Here is a 20,918-nt window from a genome sequence, read left to right on the forward strand (position 1 = left end):
ACCGATGCGGGGTCAGAGCGCGATCGTCTCCACCGTCTCGCCTGCCGCGAGCTCGGTGACCTCCTCGGGCACCAGGATGAGCAGGTCGGATGCCGCGAGCGCCGCGACGAGGTGCGACCCGGGTCCGCCCACGACGACGGCGCGCCCGTCGTCGGTGCGTCGTCCGCGCAGGTACTGCCGCCGCCCGGGGATCGAGGTGAGCCCTTCGGCGAGCTCCAGCCGTTCGACGGATGCCGCGGGCCGGCGCGAGATCGCCCGCAGGGTGGGAGCGACGAAGAGCTCGAACGAGAGCTGGGCGCTCACGGGATTTCCGGGGAACCCGATCACGGGCATGCCGCGGTAGGCGGCCGCGGCCTGCGGACCGCCCGGCTGCATGGCGACGCTGCCGACCCAGGCACCGAGCGGCTCGAGGAGCTCGCGCACGACCTCGTACGCGCCCTGGGAGATGCCGCCGCTCGTGATGACGAGCTCGGCTCCGGCCTCGCGCGCCGCGTCGAACTCGGCGCGGAGACGGTCGACGTCGTCGCGCACGCGCGCCTCGTGCACGACACGCGCGCCGGCCGCACGCACCGCCGCGGCGAGCGCGATGCCGTTCGCGTCGGGGATCTCGCCTGGCCCGAGCGGCTCTCCGGGAGCGACGAGTTCGCTGCCCGTGCTGATGACCGCCACGCGCACCCGCTCCCGCACGAGCAGCCCGGTGAGACCGGAGGCCGCGGCGGCCGCGAGATGCCGCGAGCCGAGCACGAGCCCGGGCGGCAGCACGTCGTCGCCGGCCGCGAGGTCGGAGCCGGCCTCGCGCACGAACCAGCCGGCCGACCGGCCGCGGAGGATACGGACGGTTGCCGTGCCATCACCCGCGTCTTCGGTCTCGGTGTCCTCGACCGGCACGACCGCGTCAGCGCCGGCGGGCACCTGCGCACCGGTCATGATGCGCACCGCCGTTCCGGGCTCGAGCGGTGCCGGCTCTCCGGGTGCGGCGGCCACCTCGCCCGTGATGGGCAACGAGACGGGTGCTTCCGCGACATCCGCCGCCCGCACGGCGAAGCCGTCCATCTGCGAGTTGCGGAACGGCGGCAGCGCGATCGGGGATTCGACCGGCGATGCCGTGATGCGGCCGAGCGCGTCGGTGAGCGCGACCCGCTCGGTGGGCCTCGCCCCGAGCCCCGAGAGCAGGGAGCGCACGAACGCGGCGTGCTCGTCGACGCTCACGCGGGCGCTCATCGGCGCGACTCCATGGAACGATCTGCGGTCGGTGCGGAAGGCGGGCGGGTCATGCCCCGATTCTCGCAGGCCGCACCCGGCTCGGGCCATGCCGGCACGCGGCCGGACAACGGCAACCGGTCACATTTATGTCACAATGCGGAATTGAATTTCCAAAGGGCGAATAGAGTAACGTGAAGAATCCGCGAATACGGGAGAGATCATGACACAGTTCCGCATCAGCGAAGCGGCTGCATTGCTCGGCGTCAGTGACGACACCGTGCGACGCTGGGCCGACCAGGGGCGCATCCCGACCGCACGCGGTGAGAACGGCATGCAGGTCGTCGAGGGCGCCGACCTCGTCGGGCTCATGACCGAGCACGCGGGCCGCAATGCCCTCGCCGAGGCGTTCCCGCTCGACCGCACCTCGGCCCGCAATCGCTTCATCGGACTGGTCACCGCGGTCCACCGAGACGGGGTGATGGCGCAGGTCGAGTTGCAGGCCGGCCCGTTCCGCGTCGTCTCCCTCATGAGCCGCGAGGCCGCCGACGAACTCGGCCTCGAACCGGGCGTGCTCGCAGCCGCGAGCGCGAAGGCCACCGTCGTCACCATCGAACGACCGCAAGGAGCACACGAATGACCCGAAGCATCCGCACCACACGCGCGACCACCGCCCTCGCGGCCGCGGCGCTGCTCGCCTTCACCCTCGCGGGGTGCGCGTCGAGCGGCTCGACCGGCGACGCCGGCACGAACGCCCCCGCCACGTCCGACGCGGCCGCACCCGAACTCGAGGCGGCCGAGATCACCGTGCTCGCCGCCGCATCGCTCACCGAGGCGTTCGACGACCTCGCCGGGCAGTTCGAGGCCGCCAACCCGAACGTCACCGTCACGGTGAGCTACGGCGGCTCCGGCGCGCTCGCGACGCAGATCATCGAGGGCGCTCCGGCCGACGTCTTCGCCTCGGCCGCCGAGCCGCCCATGCAGCAGGTGGTCGACGCCGGCCTGGCCGACAGTCCCGAGGTGTTCGCCACGAACACGCTCGAACTCGTCGTGCCCGCCGGCAACCCCGCCGGCGTCACCGGCCTCGAGGACCTCGCGAACGCCGACCTGCGCATCGCGCTCTGCGACAAGTCGGTGCCCTGCGGCGCGGCATCCGTGAAGCTCCTCGAGAACGAGGGCGTCACCGCAGCGCCCGACACGCTCGAGTCCGACGTGAAGGCCGTGCTCACCAAGGTCTCGCTCGGCGAGGTCGACGCCGCACTCGTGTACCGCACCGACGTGAAGGCGGGCGGCGACGACGTCGAGGGCATCGAGATCGCCGCCGCGGCGAAGGTCGTGAACCGCTACCCCATCGCCGCGCTCTCCGAATCGGCGTCCCCCGAGGCCGCCGCCGCGTTCGTCGCGTTCGTGACCGGAGACGCGGGCCGCACGACGCTCGACTCGTACGGCTTCGGCACCCCGTAGTGGCCCGAGCACGAGCGGCAGCACGCATCACCGGGCGCCTCGCCTGGCCGATCGCCGCGATCGCCGTCCTGGCGCTCGCGGTGCTCGTGCTGCCGCTCGTCGCGCTCGTCGTGCGGGCGCCGTGGGCCGACCTTCCCGAGCTGCTCGTCAGCAGTTCGGTGCTCGAGGCGCTCGTGCTCTCGTTCGGCACGGCTCTCCTCGCGACGGCCATCTGCCTGGTGCTCGGCATCCCGCTCGCAGCGCTCATCGCGCATGCCGAGTCGTGGCCCACGCTGCCGCGACGGCTGCTCCGAGCCGCGGTCACCGTGCCGCTCGTGCTGCCGCCCGTCGTCGGGGGCATCGCGCTGCTCATGCTCCTCGGCCGACGCGGCCTCATCGGCGAATGGCTCGATCGCGTGTTCGGCGTGACCATCCCGTTCACCACCGGCGCCGTCGTCATCGCCCAGGTGTTCGTCGCGCTGCCGTTCCTCGTGTTCGCCGTCGAGGGTGCGCTTCGCTCCTCCGATCGCCGCACCGAGCTCGCCGCCGCCACCCTCGGCGCGTCCCGCTGGCAGGTGTTCCGCCACGTGACCCTGCCGATCGTCGCCCCCGGCGTCGCCGCCGGCGGCGTGCTCTGCTTCACCCGCGCGCTCGGCGAGTTCGGCGCGACCATCACGTTCGCGGGCTCCCTGCCCGGCACCACGCGCACCCTGCCGATCGCGAGCTACCTCGCGATGCAGACCGACCCCGACGAAGCCGTCGCGCTCGCCCTGCTCCTGCTCGCCGTCTCGATCGTGGTGCTGCTCACCCTGCGCGACCGCTGGCTGCCCGGAGCCACCGCATGAGCGTCCACGATCAGACGACGGATGCCGCGACCCGGCGCCCCGGGCTCAGCGTCGACGTGTCGCTCAGCTACGGCCCGACGCGCATCGCCGCCGCGTTCGACGTGCGGCCGGGGCATCCGCTCGCGATCATCGGCCCGAACGGCGCCGGAAAGTCGAGCCTCATCGCCGCCGTCGCCGGCCTCGTGCCGCTCGACGCCGGCACCGTCTCGATCGGGTCCCGGCGCGTCGACGCCCTGCCGCCCGAGCGGCGGCGGGTCGGGGTCGTGTTCCAGGACTACGTGCTCTTCCCGCACCTGAACGTGCGCGACAACGTCGCCTTCGCGGCGCGCATGCGCGGTTCGCGCGCAGCCGCTCGGGCCGCGGCCGAGCCGTGGCTCGAGCGCTACGACCTCGTCGGGCTGGCCGACCGGCTGCCGTCGGAGCTGTCCGGCGGGCAACGCCAGCGTGCCGCGCTCGCGAGGGCGCTCGCCGCCGAGCCCGACGTGCTGCTGCTCGACGAGCCCATGTCGGCGCTCGACGTCGAGATCCGGGGCGACATGCGCGCCGAGCTCGCGACCCATGTGCGCGACTTCGGCGGCGCCACGGTGCTCGTCACCCATTCGCCCGCAGACGCGGCGAAGCTGGCCGACACGGTGCTCGTGCTCGAGCGCGGCGCCGTCACGCAGCGCGGCACGCTCGACGAGCTCAGGGCGGCACCGGCGACGCCGTACGTGCGGCGCATGCTCGCGGCATCCGAGGCCTGACGCACCGGCACCGCACCCGACCGCGCCCCATCGCGGTGGCTACCGCGGGGTGTCGAACCGCGAGTCCACCGGCGCCTCGAACTCGATCTCGACCCACTCGTCGATCTCGAAGTCCATCTCGACCACGGCGCAGGTCGGCATCTCGCGCGGCGTTCCGCTGAGCTCGCTCGCGAACTCGGAGATGCCGGGGTTGTGCGCCACGACCACGACCCGCCCGAGCTCGCCGTCGAGCTCGCCGATGACCCGCAGGATCGTCGCGGGAGACGACCCGTAGAGTCGGTCGTCCAGCGTCACGGATGCCGCGTCGAGGCCGAGTGCCTCGGCGATGAGGCCGGCCGTGGTGCGCGCCCGCAGCGCCGTGCTCGAGACGATCAGGTCGGGCGTCGCGCCGCGCTCGCGCATGCGGCGACCCATCTCGGGCGCATCGCGGAGGCCGCGGTCGTTGAGCGGTCGGTCGTGGTCGGCGAGTCCGGGCTCGCCCCAGTCGGACTTCGCGTGCCGCACGAGCGTGAGCGTCTTCATGCGCCGAGTCTGCCACCCTCGGGCCTCGCCCGGGTGGCGACGCCCGCGGCGAACTCGAGCACGCAGAGCGCCGCGAGGCGCACCGTGCGCTGGTCCGCGGCATCCGTCGTCGCGTCGATCTCGACGAGGTCGGCACTGCGCACCCGGGCGTCGGATGCCGCCGCTCGAACGAGCGCGCGCAGCTCCCACGCGGCGAGTCCGCCGGGCACCGAGGCCGGGCAGGCCGGGGCGACCGCACGGTCGCAGACGTCGACGTCGATGTCCAGGTGCACCGGGCCCCCGGCGACGCCCGCGATGGCGAGCGCCTCGGCCATCACCTCGTCGGGCCGGTGACGGTGCAGCTCGTCGCGGTGGACGACGGTGATGCCGAGGTCCGCCGCCCGCCGGGCGTACGCGGCCGAGTTGGCGAAGTCGGCGATGCCGATCTGCACGATGCGCGCGGGATCGAGGCCCGCCTCGACGAGCCGGCGCACGGGCGAGCCGTTCGAGACCCCGTCGCGCAGGTCGTGGTGCGCGTCGATCGTGACGAGGCCCGCGCGGCCGAGGTCCTCGCCCCACGCGGCGAGCGCGGTCGCGACGGTCACCGAGTTGTCGCCGCCGAGCGCCATGAGCGTGCGCGATCGGCTGAGCGCGCCCGTCACCGCGGCCCGCGTCCGCGCCTCGCCCTCCGGCCCGTCGGGCTCCTGGATGTCGCCGGCGTCCGCGATGACGAGATCGGCGAGATCCCGGATGCCGCGGCCGACTCCCGATCCGCCGCCCGAGCCGCCCGAGCCGCCAGATCGGTCGGGCATGAGCGCCGGACTGTACCGGCGAAGCGCTTCGCGCACGGCGGCGGGCGTCGCGTGCGCGTTCGTCGACGAGAGCGAGGTGCGCCAGGCGGGCACGCCGAGCAGTGCGAGATCCACGGATGCCTCGGCCGGCACCTCCTCGAGCGCGGGCCAGGCTCCGGCTCGGGGCCATTCGGGGTCGTGCGAGAGGGTCGGCATGCCTGAACGCTACCGATCGCACCCGACTGCGGACGAGGCATCCGTCGCGCTCGTCGTCTGCGATCCCAGACCTTCGCGCGGATCGTGCAGACCCTCAGTCGCGCAGCAGCGCCAGCAGCTCCCGCTCTCGATCCGCCGAGAGCCCTGCGCCGCGTTCGCGGTCGAGCCCCTGCCCACGCTCCCAGGCGAGGGTCTCGGCCAGCAGCGGCCCGAGCGGCCGCAGACGCAGCCCCTCGCGCTTCGCGGCCGCGTTCGATCGGTCGAGGAACGCGTTCCACTCGGGGTCGGCGATCCAGAGCGGAAGCGAGTCGGGTCCCGACCACTCGGCCACCCCCTGCTCGCCGAGCCAGGCCGTGTCGACGGCCACGAGCTCGCCGTCGTACCCCGCGGCCGCCTTCGAGGCGTCGAGCCACTCCCCGAACGTCGACCGGTCGCCGACCGCGTTCACGGCGCCGGCGAGTCCGCGCTCGGCCGAGTCGAGCGTGAATCGCACGAGGTCCTCGACGTGGATCGCCTGCGCGGGCGCGTCGAGGATGTCGGGCACGAGCACCGGACCGCCGTCGCGTGCCGCCCGCGCCAGGCGCGCGACCCAGTAACCGCTGCGTCCGGACGCGTCGCCCGGCCCCGCGATCAGCCCGGGCCTGATCGCGAGGAACCTCTCGCAGAACGCCTCGCGGTACGTCTGCTCGATCGCCGACTTCGCCTCGCCGTAGGTCTCGGGGGTCGACTCGTCGGCCTCGAGCGGCGGGAGCAGCTCGGCCGTCTCGTCAGCGCCGGGCTCGTCATGCCTCGCGTACACGTTGCCCGACGAGATGAACGTCCAGTGCCGGGCCCGTCCACCGACCTCGGCGGCCGCCGCGCGGGCGTAACCCGGTTGGCGGGTGACATCGATCACGGCATCCCACTCACGCCCTGAGACGCCGTCGAAGGCGCCGGGCTTCGAACGATCGGCGCGCACGAACTCGACTCCGGCCGCGACGTCACCCGCCTCGCCGCGCGCGAGACAGGTCACCCGATGCCCACGGGCCGCCCCCTCCGCCGCGAGCGTGCGTCCGAGCCATTGCGTGCCGCCGAGTACGAGCAGTTCCATCCCGCCATCCCACCACAGAGCGGATGCCGCGCCCCAGCGTGTTCACGCAGCGCGAACCCGTCGCGGGCGAAGCGATCGCGCCGATCCGATCACTTCGTCTGCGTTCACCCCGCAGGCGATGCCCGGCGTGATAGGCAGGACGTATGGGCAGGCTCACCGCGCGGACGCGGGTCACACGAATCACGGTCGGCGGCGGCACGGCCCGCCGCGAAGACGTCCTGGCGGTCGAGGAGCCGCTCGAGATCCGCGTCGGGCGCGCCCCGTTCGCCGTCACGATGCGCACGCCCGGGCACGACGTGGACCTCGTGGTCGGCTTCCTGCTCTCCGAGGGCCTCATCGTGCGCGGAGACCAGGTCGCCTCGGCCATGCACTGCGCCGGCCCCGACGGCGAGAACACCTACAACGTGCTCGACCTGACACTTGCTCAGGGGGTTTCCGCACCGGATGCCTCGCAACGGCGCGAGCTCACCGTGACCAGCTCGTGCGGTGTCTGCGGCAAGTCGAGCATCGAAGCCGTGCACACGCGCACCGCCTACCCGATCGACGACGACCTCGTCGTCGACGCGGAGCGCCTGGTCGCCTTCCCCGACCGCCTCCGCGCCGGCCAGGAGATCTTCGAGAAGACCGGCGGCCTGCACGCCGCCGCACTCTTCGACGGCCGCAGCGGCGAGATGCTCGTGCTGCGTGAAGACGTCGGCCGGCACAATGCGGTCGACAAGGTCATCGGCTGGGCCGCGCGCGAGGGCATGCTCCCGCTTCGCGGCCTGGTCCTGCAGGTCTCGGGCCGGGTGAGCTTCGAGCTCACGCAGAAGGCGTCGATGGCCGGCATCCCCGTGCTCGCGGCGGTCTCCGCGCCGTCGTCCCTCGCCGTCGATCACGCGCGCGACGCCGGCATCACCTTGGTCGGCTTCCTCCGTGGCCCGTCGATGGTCGTCTACTCGGGCGCCGAACGCATCGGCGAGCCGGCGACGGCGGGCCGGTCATGACGCCCGGCGACGGCACGGGTTCCGAGACGCCATCCGCCGAGCCGTACCCCGACCTCGAGGTCGGCCGGCCGAAGGAATGGGCCGTCGGCGTGCCCGGCATCCTGCACTCGATGGAACCGGCCCTCGCGAAGATGGGCGTCTCGCGCACCACTCGGCTGGCCCTGGCCATCAACCAGCGCGACGGCTTCGACTGCATGAGCTGCGCGTGGCCCGACCCCGGTCACCGCAACGTGCTCGAGTTCTGCGAGAACGGCATGAAGGCGACCACATGGGAGGCGACGCCGATCACCGTTCCCCGCTCGTTCTGGGCCGAGAACCCGCTCACGTCACTGCTCGACCGCAGCGAGTACTGGCTCGGGCAACAGGGCCGCCTGACCGAACCGGTCCACAAGCCGGCGGGTTCCGACCACTACGAGCCGATCACGTGGGATGCCGCGTTCGAGCTCATCGCGAAGCGGCTCAACGCCCTCGACTCGCCCGATCGGGCTGCGTTCTACACGAGCGGGCGCGCGTCCAACGAGGCGGCGTTCCTCTACCAGCTCTTCGTGCGCGCCTTCGGCACCAACAACCTCCCCGACTGCTCGAACATGTGCCACGAATCGACCGGCACGGCGCTCACCGCGACGATCGGCATCGGCAAGTCGACGATCGCCTACGACGACTTCGGCAAGGCGGACCTGGTCATCGTCATGGGCCAGAACCCCGGCACGAATCATCCGCGCATGCTCTCCGCACTCGAGGAGACCAAGCGCAGCGGCGGCCGCGTGGTCTCGGTCAACGTGCTCCCCGAGGCCGGGCTCGTGCGCTACAAGAACCCGCAGCGCGTGCGCGGCATCATCGGCAAGGGCACCCTCATCGCCGACCGCTTCCTGCAGATCCGCTCGGGCGGCGACATGGCACTGCTGCAGGCCGTCTCCAAGCGGGTACTCGACGCCGAGGCCGCCGCACCCGGCACCGTGCTCGACCACGCCTTCCTCGAGGCGCACACGAACGGGCTCGACGATCTCCGCGCGCACCTGACCCGGCTCGACGAGGCTGCAGTGCTCGCGGCGACGGGCCTCGCCGTCGACGAGATCGACGCCCTCGCCGACGAGTACCTCTCGGCCGATCGGGTCATCATCACGTGGGCCATGGGCCTCACCCAGCAGAAGAAGGCCGTCTCGACGATCAAGGAGATCGTCAACCTGCTGCTGCTCCGCGGAAACATCGGCAAGCCCGGCGCCGGCGCCTCCCCCATCCGCGGGCACTCGAACGTGCAGGGCGACCGCACCATGGGCATCTGGGAACGCATGCCCGAGCGGTTCCTGGCCGCACTGGAACGCGAGTTCGCGTTCCCGGTGCCGCGCAAGCACGGCGCCGACGCGGTCCAGACGGTGCACGGCCTCCGCGACGGCGAGATCGACGTCTTCGTCGCCCTCGGCGGCAACTTCGTCGGCGCGATCTCCGACACGGCCGTCGCCGAGGCCGCGATGCGCGGCGCGAAGCTGACCGTACAGGTGTCGACCAAGCTCAACCGCTCGCATGTGGTCACGGGCGAGGAGGCGATCATCCTCCCGACCCTCGGCCGCACCGAGATCGACCTCCAGGGCGGCGTCCCGCAGTTCGTCTCGGTCGAAGACAGCGTGTGCGCGGTGCATGCGAGCCATGGCGCGATCCCGCCCGTCGCGGCCGGCCTGCTCTCCGAGGTCGCGATCGTCTGCCGACTCGCCGCTGCGACGGTCGGCACCCGAGCGGATGTCCCGTGGCGGGCGTTCGAGGGCGACTACGACCTCATCCGCGATCGCATCTCGCACGTCGTGCCCGGGTTCGAGTCCTTCAACACCGACGTGCGCCGCAAGGGCGGATTCATCCTGCCGAACGGACCGCGCGACGAGCGACGCTTCGACACGGAGAGCGGAAGGGCGGAGCTCACCGTGAACGCGCTCGAGCACCTCGACCGCCCAGCCGGGCGGCTCATCCTGCAGACGCTGCGCTCGCACGATCAGTTCAACACGACGATCTACAGCCTCGACGACCGGTACCGCGGCATCAAGAAGGGTCGCGATGTCGTGTTCGTGCACCCCGACGACCTCACCGAGCTCGGCCTCGGCGACGGCGATCGCGTCGACGTCGTCAGCGAGTGGCCCGGTCGAGTGGAGCGCGTGCTGCCGAATCAGCGCATCGTCGCCTATCCGACGGCTCGTGGCTGCGCGGCCGCCTACTACCCCGAGGCCAACGTGCTCGTGCCGCTGGAGAGCGCGGCCGAGGAGTCGAACACCCCGGTCTCGAAGGCCGTGATCGTCCGCCTGGTGCCTCGCGCCTGAGATGACGCCGAACGCCGAAAGGCCGCCCGAGGGCGGCCTTCCACGGGTCATCTGCGCGACGCAGCGCGCGGTCGCCTGACGCGTTAAATGCAGGAAGGCCACCCCGTTGGGGTGGCCTTCCTGGTAATGGTTGTCCGGCGGTGTCCTACTCTCCCACAGGGTCCCCCCTGCAGTACCATCGGCGCTGTCAGTCTTAGCTTCCGGGTTCGGAATGTGTCCGGGCGTTTCCCTGACGCTATGGCCGCCGAAACTCTTGCCACATCCTGCACCAACCCGTGTTGTGGGGTGGTGGGTGTGTAGTTTCGTGAACCCCCGCGCACCTGCCGGGTGACCTGTATCGGTGCCGGCGTGTGTTCGGGTGTTGTTCTGTATTGAATTTAGAACATGTGTTTCCGTCTGTTGGGAACCACAGAGTGGACGCGAGTCATCAGGCCACACACACGCCTTTTACGTGAATGCACTTTCGTGTGTGTGTAGTGAGTTTTCAAGTTATCGGCTTATTAGTACCGGTCAGCTCCGACAGTCGTTAGTCCTGTCTTCCACATCCGGCCTATCAACCCAGTCGTCTGGCTGGGAGCCTCTCCCCCAATGGGGATGGAAATCTCATCTCGAGGCCGGCTTCCCGCTTAGATGCTTTCAGCGGTTATCCATCCCGAACGTAGCTAACCAGCGGTGCTCCTGGCGGAACAACTGGCACACCAGAGGTTCGTCCAACCCGGTCCTCTCGTACTAGGGTCAGATCCTCTCAAATTTCCTGCGCGCGCAGAGGATAGGGACCGAACTGTCTCACGACGTTCTAAACCCAGCTCGCGTACCGCTTTAATGGGCGAACAGCCCAACCCTTGGGACCTACTCCAGCCCCAGGATGCGACGAGCCGACATCGAGGTGCCAAACCATGCCGTCGATATGGACTCTTGGGCAAGATCAGCCTGTTATCCCCGAGGTACCTTTTATCCGTTGAGCGACAGCGCTTCCACAAGCCACTGCCGGATCACTAGTCCCGACTTTCGTCCCTGCTCGACCTGTCAGTCTCACAGTCAAGCTCCCTTGTGCACTTACACTCGCCACCTGATTGCCAACCAGGTTGAGGGAACCTTTGGGCGCCTCCGTTACTTTTTGGGAGGCAACCGCCCCAGTTAAACTACCCACCAGGCACTGTCCCTGAACCGGATCACGGTTCGAAGTTAGATATCCAGAGTGACCAGAGTGGTATTTCAACAATGACTCCACCGACACTAGCGTGCCAGCTTCACAGTCTCCCACCTATCCTACACAAGCCACACCGAACACCAATACCAAGCTGTAGTAAAGGTCACGGGGTCTTTCCGTCCTTCTGCGCGTAACGAGCATCTTTACTCGTACTGCAATTTCGCCGAGTTCGCGGTTGAGACAGCTGGGAAGTCGTTACGCCATTCGTGCAGGTCGGAACTTACCCGACAAGGAATTTCGCTACCTTAGGATGGTTATAGTTACCACCGCCGTTTACTGGGGCTTAAATTCTCAGCTTCGCCTTGCGGCTAACCGGTCCTCTTAACCTTCCAGCACCGGGCAGGCGTCAGTCCGTATACATCGTCTTGCGACTTAGCACGGACCTGTGTTTTTAGTAAACAGTCGCTTCCCACTGGTCTCTGCGGCCCTGCAGCGCTTCCCCAAGCAAGTTGGTTCACGCCTTAGGCCCCCCTTCTCCCGAAGTTACGGGGGCATTTTGCCGAGTTCCTTAACCACGATTCTCTCGATCTCCTGAGTATTCTCTACCTGACCACCTGAGTCGGTTTGGGGTACGGGCGGCTAGAACCTCGCGTCGATGCTTTTCTCGGCAGCATAGGATCACCCACTTTTTATCCGCATCGTGTCTCAGCCATCATGAGCGACGGATTTGCCTATCGCTCGGCCTACGCACTTGCCCCGGGTCAACCATCGCCCGGGTTGGGCTACCTTCCTGCGTCACACCTGTTAATACGCTCACTCCACCAGATGGGGTCGCATGCCGCCTCACGATCGTCCCCGAAGGGATCCACGCGTCTTGGGATGCTTAGCACTCCTGATTTCATGTGGGCGGTTCTTCGCCGGTACGGGAATATCAACCCGTTGTCCATCGACTACGCCTGTCGGCCTCGCCTTAGGTCCCGACTTACCCAGGGCAGATTAGCTTGACCCTGGAACCCTTGGTCTTCCGGAGGACGGGTTTCTCACCCGTCTTTCGCTACTCATGCCTGCATTCTCACTCGTGTGGCCTCCACGGCTGGTTTACACCGCCGCTTCACTGCCCACACGACGCTCTCCTACCCATCAACACGGCTGGACCACGAAGGCCTACCATCAATGTCAATGCCACAACTTCGGTGGCGTGCTTGAGCCCCGTTACATTGTCGGCGCGGAATCACTTGACCAGTGAGCTATTACGCACTCTTTCAAGGGTGGCTGCTTCTAAGCCAACCTCCTGGTTGTCTGTGCAACTCCACATCCTTTCCCACTTAGCACGCGCTTAGGGACCTTAGTTGGTGGTCTGGGTTGTTTCCCTCTCGACGATGAAGCTTATCCCCCACCGTCTCACTGCTGCGCTCTCACTTACCGGCATTCGGAGTTTGGCTGACGTCAGTAACCTGTTGAGGCCCATCGGCCATCCAGTAGCTCTACCTCCGGCAAGAAACACGCAACGCTGCACCTAAATGCATTTCGGAGAGAACCAGCTATCACGAAGTTTGATTGGCCTTTCACCCCTATCCACAGCTCATCCCCTCCATTTTCAACTGAAGTGGGTTCGGTCCTCCACGACGTCTTACCGTCGCTTCAACCTGGCCATGGATAGATCACTTCGCTTCGGGTCTAGGACATGCGACTGAATCGCCCTATTCAGACTCGCTTTCGCTACGGCTGCCCCACACGGGTTAACCTCGCCACATATCACTAACTCGCAGGCTCATTCTTCAAAAGGCACGCTGTCACACCAACAAGGGTGCTCCAACGGTTTGTAAGCAAACGGTTTCAGGTACTATTTCACTCCCCTCCCGGGGTACTTTTCACCTTTCCCTCACGGTACTTGTCCGCTATCGGTCATCTGGGAGTATTTAGGCTTATCAGGTGGTCCTGACAGATTCACGCGGGATTTCTCGGGCCCCGCGCTACTTGGGATACCTCTCCGGCCGGCCAGGCATTTCGACTACGGGACTCACACCCACTCCGGTCCGCCTTTCAATGCGGTTCGTCTATACCTGACGCGTCACCGTGACTGATCGGCAGATCAGCCCGAAAGGTCCCACAACCCCGACCATGCAACCCCTGCCGGGTATCACACATGACCGGTTTAGCCTCTTCCGCGTTCGCTCGCCACTACTTACGGAATCACGGTTGTTTTCTCTTCCTGTGGGTACTGAGATGTTTCACTTCCCCACGTTCCCTCTACCCGCCCTATATATTCAGGCGGGAGTCACCAGGTCACCCAAAGGGCCTGGCGGGGTTTCCCCATTCGGAAATCCTCGGATCACAGCTCGTTTATCAGCTCCCCGAGGCTTATCGCAGATTACGACGTCCTTCTTCGGCTCCAGATGCCAAGGCATCCACCGTTTGCTCTTAGAAACTTGAAATCACATGAGTTCGATCGAATTCGTATCCGACACCGAAGTGCCGGAGAAATTGACCAGTGAATACGCCGAACAACACACCCGAAGGCATGCTCTCCAACGCTTCACCTTTTGTGAAACAGAACCGAAGTCCTGCTTCTAAGATGCTCGCGTCCACTATGTAGTTCTCAACAGACGGCCAGAACCCCCACACCCACCAGCACACAGCTGATCTCGGCGAAGGTCTGAAGAAACCATCACCCCCAACACTTCCGAAGAAGCACCAGGATTCGTCCGGTCCCTCAGGACCCAACAGCGTGCATGCACCCGCCCGGCCGGCACCAAACCATTCCAACCCCACAAAAGCGAGGCGTACTAGATCCGAAACCATTCAAACGAGCACCTATGTCAATGTTCCACCCATGAGCAACCAGCAAGCCACAAAGGACCTGATCTGGTCTGCACTGCAGAAACCCGAAAGCCTCTGAGTTGCTCCTTAGAAAGGAGGTGATCCAGCCGCACCTTCCGGTACGGCTACCTTGTTACGACTTAGTCCTAATCACCGATCCCACCTTCGACGGCTCCCTCCACAAGGGTTAGGCCACCGGCTTCGGGTGTTACCGACTTTCATGACTTGACGGGCGGTGTGTACAAGGCCCGGGAACGTATTCACCGCAGCGTTGCTGATCTGCGATTACTAGCGACTCCGACTTCATGAGGTCGAGTTGCAGACCTCAATCCGAACTGAGACCGGCTTTTTGGGATTCGCTCCGCCTTACGACATCGCAGCCCTTTGTACCGGCCATTGTAGCATGCGTGAAGCCCAAGACATAAGGGGCATGATGATTTGACGTCATCCCCACCTTCCTCCGAGTTGACCCCGGCAGTCTCACATGAGTTCCCACCATTACGTGCTGGCAACATGCGACGAGGGTTGCGCTCGTTGCGGGACTTAACCCAACATCTCACGACACGAGCTGACGACAACCATGCACCACCTGTAACCGAGTGTCCAAAGAGTTCCACATTTCTGCGGCGTTCTCGGTCATGTCAAGCCTTGGTAAGGTTCTTCGCGTTGCATCGAATTAATCCGCATGCTCCGCCGCTTGTGCGGGCCCCCGTCAATTCCTTTGAGTTTTAGCCTTGCGGCCGTACTCCCCAGGCGGGGCGCTTAATGCGTTAGCTACGACACGGAAACCGTGGAAAGGTCCCCACATCTAGCGCCCAACGTTTACGGCGTGGACTACCAGGGTATCTAATCCTGTTCGCTCCCCACGCTTTCGCTCCTCAGCGTCAGTTACGGCCCAGAGAACTGCCTTCGCCATCGGTGTTCCTCCTGATATCTGCGCATTCCACCGCTACACCAGGAATTCCATTCTCCCCTACCGCACTCTAGTCTGCCCGTACCCACTGCAGGCTGGAGGTTGAGCCTCCAGATTTCACAGCAGACGCGACAAACCGCCTACGAGCTCTTTACGCCCAATAATTCCGGACAACGCTCGGACCCTACGTATTACCGCGGCTGCTGGCACGTAGTTAGCCGGTCCTTTTTCTGCAGGTACCGTCAAGCCGAAGCCCTTCTTCCCTACTAAAAGCGGTTTACAACCCGAAGGCCGTCATCCCGCACGCGGCGTTGCTGCATCAGGCTTGCGCCCATTGTGCAATATTCCCCACTGCTGCCTCCCGTAGGAGTCTGGGCCGTGTCTCAGTCCCAGTGTGGCCGGTCACCCTCTCAGGCCGGCTACCCGTCGACGCCTTGGTGAGCCATTACCTCACCAACAAGCTGATAGGCCGCGAGTCCATCCCAGACCGAAAAACTTTCCACCCCAAACCATGCGGTTCGAGGTCCTATCCGGTATTAGACGTCGTTTCCAACGCTTATCCCAGAGTCCAGGGCAGGTTACTCACGTGTTACTCACCCGTTCGCCACTAATCCCCCAGAGCAAGCTCCAAGTTCATCGTTCGACTTGCATGTGTTAAGCACGCCGCCAGCGTTCGTCCTGAGCCAGGATCAAACTCTCCAAAAAAAATGGTTCCCAACACCCCAAAGGGCATCGAGGAGTTTGTTCACTGACAGAGAAACAACTGACTTCTAAAAATCAAATTATCCATCAATCAAAGGAATCCATACCCACCCCAAAAAAGGGACAGGCTGGGGTTCAATAAATTGGCATTGAACATAGTGCACGCTGTTGAGTTCTCAAGAAACGGACGCACCCGACACAGACAACCCGCCAACCGCGGGCCCGACCTTCAGGGCAACCTGTCAACCATACCACCACAACCACCCAAACAAAACCAACCGGCCCTGCAAGAACAGCACCCCGAAAACCCAACCCAAAAGGCCAGACAAACAAGGAAGGTGAGAAGTTCAATCCTAGACTTGAAATCACCGAGTCGCAAACGCGCCTACGAGGTTATTTGGCTAGAATCTTCACCCAGCAACCAGACCGAAGCTTTCCGCTTCTCCCTGACCGCCGCGGCGACATGTATGAATCTACAAGCCCCCACCCCACCCACACAAATCCAACCCACATCCCGGGCGTGTCGCACCAACCCCACCACCACAAAACCCAGACCACCCGCAATTTCCATGCCAACGGACATGCACACGCACAGCGACCCGCACGAGACATCCGCCTGACGAGCTCGAAGGCCCGCGGCGCGGTCCGCCCAGGGCGAACGACAATCGACGCCGTCAGCTTCTGAGTGAGCGCTCATTCAGTTACACTTCCTCGCATGACCGAGAAACCACGCCGGGCCAAGGCCCTGAGCCGCGAGGAGCGCAGGGCCACGATCATGGACGCCGCCATCCCGCTGCTCGTGCAGTACGGGCGGGATGTGACGAGCAAGCAGCTCGCGAAGGCCGCCGGCGTCGCCGAGGGCACGCTCTACTCCGTGTTCGACGACAAGGACGAGATCATCCACGCCGCGATCCATCGCCACGTCGAGTCGACCTCGATGGTCGACGCCGTCAGGGCGATCTCCGATCGGGCGCCGCTCGAGGAGGTGATCCGCGAGATCGTGGAACTCACGCGGCATCGCACCGAGCAGATCTTCGCCCTCGTGGCGATCCTCGGATTCCACGACCGCGCACCAGAGAACGCCAAACGCCGACCGCCCGACAACGAGCCGGTCATCCAGGCCATCACCGACGTGCTGCTGCCCCATCGCGAGCAGCTCACCGTGACGCCGCGCCGCGCCGCGCAGTTCATCCGCTACGCGACGTTCTCGATGACGCATCCGCTCATCACCGGCGGCGACATCGTGCCGGCCGAGGAGATCAGCGCGCTCCTGCTCCACGGCTTCGCCGCCGACGCGCCCGCCGAGCCGGCGTCCCCGTTCCCCGCACCCGCAGTACCGACATCCGCCCTCTCGTAGAAAGCCGCATTCACATGCTCCTGTCCCTGTTGAAGCGCTACGTGAAGCCGTACTGGTGGCTGATCACGGGCGTGATCGTCTTCCAGCTGGCGCAGTCGATGGCATCGCTCTACCTGCCGACGCTGAACGCCGACATCATCGACAACGGCGTCGCCACCGGCGACACCGCCTACATCCTCGAGACCGGCGGGTGGATGCTGCTCATCACGCTCGCCCAGGTCGCGTGTTCGATCACCGCGGTCTACTTCGGGGCCAGGGTCGCGATGGCCGTCGGCCGCGACCTGCGCCGCGGCGTGTTCCGCAAGGTCGGCGCGTTCTCGGAGCGCGAGGTGTCCAAGTTCGGCGCCCCGTCGCTCATCACCCGCACGACGAACGACGTGCAGCAGGTGCAGATGCTCGTGCTGATGACCTCGACGATGCTCGTCTCGGCGCCGATCCTCGCGATCGGCGGCGTCATCATGGCGATGCGGCAGGACATCGAGCTCTCCTGGCTCATCGCGATCAGCGTGCCCGTGCTGCTCATCGCGGTCGGCCTGATCGTGACCCGCATGGTGCCGCTGTTCCGCGTGATGCAGAAGAAGATCGATCGCGTGAACCTCGTGCTGCGCGAGCAGCTCACCGGCATCCGCGTCATCCGCGCGTTCGTGCGCGAGCCGGTCGAGCGAGAGCGGTTCGCGGTCGCCAACGCCGAGATCACGGATGTCGCGACGCGGGCGGGCCGGCTCATGGCGCTCATGTTCCCGGTCGTCATGGCCGTGCTCAACGTCTCGAGCGTCGCGGTGCTGTGGTTCGGGGCGTTCCGCATCGAGGACGGCAGCATGCAGGTCGGCACGCTCATGGCGTTCCTGCAGTACCTGATGCAGATCCTCATGGCGGTCATGATGGCGACCTTCATGGCCGTCATGATCCCGCGTGCCTCGGTGAGCGCCGACCGCATCGGCGAGGTGCTCGAGACGGAATCGAGCGTCGTCCCGCCGCTCCAGCCGGTCTCCGAGGTGCCGCTGCACGGCGCGATCGAGTTCGACGACGTGAGCTTCGCGTACCCCGGCGCCGAGTCGCCCGTGCTGCGCAACCTCACGTTCCTCACCGAGCCCGGAACGACGACCGCGGTCATCGGCAGCACGGGCGCCGGCAAGACCACGCTCGTGAACCTGCTGCCGCGCCTGTTCGACGCCACCGACGGGAGCGTGCGCATCGACGGCATCGACGTGCGCGACCTCGAGCCCGATGCCCTCTGGGAGCGCATCGGCCTCGTGCCGCAGAAGCCCTACCTGTTCTCGGGCACGGTCGCCTCGAACCTGCGCTACGGCAAGCCCGACGCCACCGACGACGAACTCTGGCATGCGCTCGAGGTCGCCCAGGCACGGGCGTTCGTCGCCGCGATGCCGGGCGGACTCGAGGCCTCGATCGCCCAGGGCGGCACGAACGTCTCGGGCGGTCAACGACAGCGACTCGCGATCGCGAGGGCGCTCGTGAAGCGACCGGAGATCTACGTGTTCGACGACTCGTTCTCGGCACTCGACGTCGCGACCGACGGCCGCCTGCGCCGCGCGCTCCGCGCCGACATCGGCGACGCGTCGATGTTCGTCGTCGCGCAGCGCGTGTCGAGCATCGTCGACGCCGACCAGATCCTCGTGCTCGAGCACGGCGAGATCATCGCCCGCGGAACCCACGAGGAGCTCCTCGTGAGTTCGCCCACCTACGAGGAGATCGTCTCCAGCCAGCTCAGCGCCGAGGAGGCCGCAGCATGACCACCGAAGAGCGCAACGACGCCCAGCCCGACACGGGCTCGATCAGCGCGGCCACCCAGACCGAGATCGCCTCGGAGGCCGAGACGGCGCCGACCCCGGCCGTGCAGCCGCGCCGCGGCGGCGGCCCGTTCGGCGGCGGCGCCCAGGCGCCCGTGCAGAAGGCGATGAACTTCTGGCCTTCGGCCAAGCGCCTCATCGGCCGCCTCAAGCCCGAGGCCTGGCCCGTCATCACGGTGACCGTGCTCGCGATCATCGGCGTGGTGTTCAGCGTGCTCGGCCCGAAGCTGCTCGGCGAGGGCACGAACATCATCTTCGAGGGCGTGGTCTCGTCGGCGCTCGGCCAGCAGCTGCCCGAGGGCACGACCCAGGCCGAGGCCGTCGAGATGCTCCGCGCCGCCGGGCAGGACGACATCGCCAACATGGTCTCGGCGATGAACGACTTCAGCGTCGGCTCCGGCATCGACTTCCAGGCGCTCGGCATGGTGCTGATCGGCGTGCTCGCCCTCTACCTGCTCGCCTCGCTGTTCATGTGGCTGCAGGGCTGGGTGCTGAACGGGGCGATCCAGCGCACCGTCTACCGCCTGCGCGAGGACGTCGAGGAGAAGGTCAACCGCCTGCCCCTCAAGTACTTCGACGGCATGCAGCGCGGCGAGGTGCTCTCGCGGGTCACCAACGACATGGACAACGTCTCGCAGAGCCTGCAGCAGACGATGAGCCAGATGCTCACCTCGCTGCTCACGGTCATCGGCGTGCTCGTGATGATGTTCACCATCTCTCCCCTGCTGGCGCTCGTCGCGCTCGTGACGATCCCGCTCTCGGCGATCATCACGGTCGTGATCGCCAAGCGCTCCCAGAAGATGTTCGCCGCCCAGTGGAAGCACACCGGCGCGCTCAACGCCCGCATCGAGGAGACCTTCACCGGCCACGCGCTCGTCAAGGTCTTCGGCCGGCAGAAGGAGGTCGACGAGGCGTTCGACGCGAAGAACGACGAGCTCTACACCGCGAGCTTCGGCGCCCAGTTCGTGTCGGGCATCATCATGCCCGCCATGATGTTCGTCGGGAACCTCGTCTACGTGGCGATCGCCGTCGTCGGCGGCCTCATGGTGGCCGGCGGCACGATGCGGCTCGGCGACGTGCAGGCGTTCATCCAGTACTCGCGCCAGTTCACGCAGCCGCTCAGCCAGCTCGGCTCGATGGCGAACCTGCTGCAGTCCGGCGTCGCGAGCGCCGAGCGCATCTTCGAGCTGCTCGACGCCGACGAGCAGGACGCCGACCCCGAGACGCCCGCCTCACCGGCATCCGTCGTCGAGGGCGGCGAGGCCGGAGCACGACTCGCGTTCGAGGACGTCTCGTTCAGCTACTCGCCCGACAAGCCGCTCATCGAGCACATGGACCTCGTGGCCGAGCCGGGTTCGACGGTCGCGATCGTCGGCCCGACCGGCGCGGGCAAGACGACCCTCGTGAACCTCGTCATGCGCTTCTACGACGTCGACTCGGGGCGCATCACGTTCAACGGGGTCGACATCAACGACATGACCCGCGACGACCTGCGCTCACGTACGGGCATGGTGCTGCAGGACACCTGGCTGTTCGGCGGCACGATCCGCGAGAACATCGCCTACGGCCGACCGGATGCCACGGAGGAGGAGATCCTCGCCGCGGCGGTCGCCGCCTACGTCGACCGCTTCGTGCACGCGCTGCCCGACGGGTACGACACCGTGCTCGACGACGAGGCCGGCAACCTCTCGGCCGGCGAGAAGCAGCTCATCACGATCGCGCGGGCGTTCCTCGCGCGGCCGAGCGTGCTGATCCTCGACGAGGCGACGAGCTCGGTCGACACCCGCACCGAGGTGCTCGTGCAGAAGGCGATGGCCGCCCTGCGCGCCGACCGCACGAGCTTCGTCATCGCGCACCGGCTCTCGACGATCCGCGACGCCGACGTGATCCTGGTCATGGAGAACGGCTCGATCGTCGAGCAGGGTTCGCACACCGAGCTGCTCCAGGCCAAGGGCGCGTACTACCGCCTGTACAACGCGCAGTTCGAGGCGCCGGTCGACGAGCAGGTCTGACCCGGCTCTCCCGGAGCAGACGACGAGGGGCTGTGCGC

General features: G+C 66.7%; 13 protein-coding genes and 3 rRNA genes. 9 read left to right on the forward strand and 7 right to left on the reverse strand.

What is annotated here, in order from left to right; all coding sequences use genetic code 11:
• Nucleotides 1-12 precede the first annotated feature (12 nt).
• A complete protein-coding gene (locus AC3IPY_RS17535) occupies nucleotides 13-1,221 on the reverse strand; it encodes a molybdopterin molybdotransferase MoeA (protein ID WP_489185551.1) in 1,209 nt (402 codons plus the stop codon).
• Nucleotides 1,222-1,423: 202 nt separating this feature from the next.
• On the opposite strand from AC3IPY_RS17535, the gene AC3IPY_RS17540 reads away from it, so the two are divergent.
• Genes AC3IPY_RS17540 through AC3IPY_RS17555 form a run of 4 tightly spaced genes read left to right on the forward strand, consistent with a single transcriptional unit; the run spans nucleotide 1,424 to nucleotide 4,231 of the window.
• Entirely contained in the window at nucleotides 1,424-1,840 is a 417-nt protein-coding gene (locus tag AC3IPY_RS17540) for a TOBE domain-containing protein (protein WP_489185552.1), read from the forward strand.
• Nucleotides 1,837-2,664 (forward strand): molybdate ABC transporter substrate-binding protein, encoded by an 828-nt coding sequence (gene modA / locus AC3IPY_RS17545; protein ID WP_489185553.1) that lies wholly within the window; start codon nucleotides 1,837-1,839, stop codon nucleotides 2,662-2,664. The genes AC3IPY_RS17540 and modA overlap by 4 nt, the downstream gene beginning before the upstream one ends.
• Nucleotides 2,664-3,488, forward strand: coding sequence for a molybdate ABC transporter permease subunit (gene modB, locus AC3IPY_RS17550; protein ID WP_489185555.1), 825 nt, complete (start codon nucleotides 2,664-2,666; stop codon nucleotides 3,486-3,488). Before modA ends, modB begins: the two co-directional genes overlap by 1 nt.
• Entirely contained in the window at nucleotides 3,485-4,231 is a 747-nt protein-coding gene (locus AC3IPY_RS17555; protein WP_489185556.1) for an ABC transporter ATP-binding protein, read from the forward strand. The genes modB and AC3IPY_RS17555 overlap by 4 nt, the downstream gene beginning before the upstream one ends.
• A 39-nt stretch (nucleotides 4,232-4,270) precedes the next feature.
• Here AC3IPY_RS17555 and AC3IPY_RS17560 read toward each other — a convergent pair whose 3' ends face one another.
• The 3 genes from AC3IPY_RS17560 to AC3IPY_RS17570 form a co-directional block, all read right to left on the reverse strand.
• A complete protein-coding gene (locus AC3IPY_RS17560; RefSeq protein ID WP_489185557.1) occupies nucleotides 4,271-4,753 on the reverse strand; it encodes a SixA phosphatase family protein in 483 nt (160 codons plus the stop codon).
• Entirely contained in the window at nucleotides 4,750-5,739 is a 990-nt protein-coding gene (locus AC3IPY_RS17565) for an arginase family protein (protein WP_489185558.1), read from the reverse strand. The genes AC3IPY_RS17560 and AC3IPY_RS17565 overlap by 4 nt, the downstream gene beginning before the upstream one ends.
• Before the next feature lie 94 nt (nucleotides 5,740-5,833).
• Nucleotides 5,834-6,829, reverse strand: a complete 996-nt coding sequence (locus tag AC3IPY_RS17570) for an NAD-dependent epimerase/dehydratase family protein (RefSeq protein ID WP_489185559.1) — start codon at nucleotides 6,827-6,829, stop codon at nucleotides 5,834-5,836.
• Between the two features lie 143 nt (nucleotides 6,830-6,972).
• Between AC3IPY_RS17570 and fdhD the strand changes: the two genes are divergently transcribed.
• Together fdhD and AC3IPY_RS17580 are read left to right on the forward strand one after the other, a co-directional pair.
• The gene (gene fdhD / locus AC3IPY_RS17575; RefSeq protein ID WP_489185561.1) at nucleotides 6,973-7,815 is read left to right on the forward strand and encodes a formate dehydrogenase accessory sulfurtransferase FdhD; all 843 of its coding nucleotides are present in this window, start codon (nucleotides 6,973-6,975) and stop codon (nucleotides 7,813-7,815) included.
• The gene (locus AC3IPY_RS17580) at nucleotides 7,812-10,118 is read left to right on the forward strand and encodes an FdhF/YdeP family oxidoreductase (protein ID WP_489185562.1); all 2,307 of its coding nucleotides are present in this window, start codon (nucleotides 7,812-7,814) and stop codon (nucleotides 10,116-10,118) included. The genes fdhD and AC3IPY_RS17580 overlap by 4 nt, the downstream gene beginning before the upstream one ends.
• A 132-nt stretch (nucleotides 10,119-10,250) precedes the next feature.
• Here AC3IPY_RS17580 and rrf read toward each other — a convergent pair.
• The 3 genes from rrf to AC3IPY_RS17595 all read right to left on the reverse strand — a co-directional run bounded on the left by rrf (nucleotide 10,251) and on the right by AC3IPY_RS17595 (nucleotide 15,706).
• Nucleotides 10,251-10,367, reverse strand: a 5S ribosomal RNA gene (gene rrf, locus AC3IPY_RS17585).
• Nucleotides 10,368-10,598: 231 nt separating this feature from the next.
• Nucleotides 10,599-13,703: ribosomal RNA gene (locus tag AC3IPY_RS17590) — 23S ribosomal RNA — on the reverse strand.
• A gap of 476 nt (nucleotides 13,704-14,179) precedes the next feature.
• Nucleotides 14,180-15,706, reverse strand: a 16S ribosomal RNA gene (locus tag AC3IPY_RS17595).
• Together the 16S, 23S and 5S rRNA genes form the textbook arrangement of a ribosomal RNA operon.
• Nucleotides 15,707-16,418: 712 nt before the next feature.
• Between AC3IPY_RS17595 and AC3IPY_RS17600 the strand changes: the two genes are divergently transcribed.
• Genes AC3IPY_RS17600 through AC3IPY_RS17610 form a run of 3 tightly spaced genes read left to right on the forward strand, consistent with a single transcriptional unit; the run spans nucleotide 16,419 to nucleotide 20,880 of the window.
• Entirely contained in the window at nucleotides 16,419-17,060 is a 642-nt protein-coding gene (locus tag AC3IPY_RS17600) for a TetR/AcrR family transcriptional regulator (protein ID WP_489185563.1), read from the forward strand.
• Between the two features lie 14 nt (nucleotides 17,061-17,074).
• Nucleotides 17,075-18,811 carry an ABC transporter ATP-binding protein gene (locus AC3IPY_RS17605; RefSeq protein WP_489185564.1) on the forward strand — a complete coding sequence of 579 codons (1,737 nt, stop codon included), beginning with the start codon at nucleotides 17,075-17,077 and terminating at the stop codon, nucleotides 18,809-18,811.
• The gene (locus AC3IPY_RS17610) at nucleotides 18,808-20,880 is read left to right on the forward strand and encodes an ABC transporter ATP-binding protein (protein WP_489185565.1); all 2,073 of its coding nucleotides are present in this window, start codon (nucleotides 18,808-18,810) and stop codon (nucleotides 20,878-20,880) included. The genes AC3IPY_RS17605 and AC3IPY_RS17610 overlap by 4 nt, the downstream gene beginning before the upstream one ends.
• Nucleotides 20,881-20,918: the final 38 nt, after the last annotated feature.

It is taken from the genome of Agromyces sp. GL_144, from assembly GCF_057834305.1.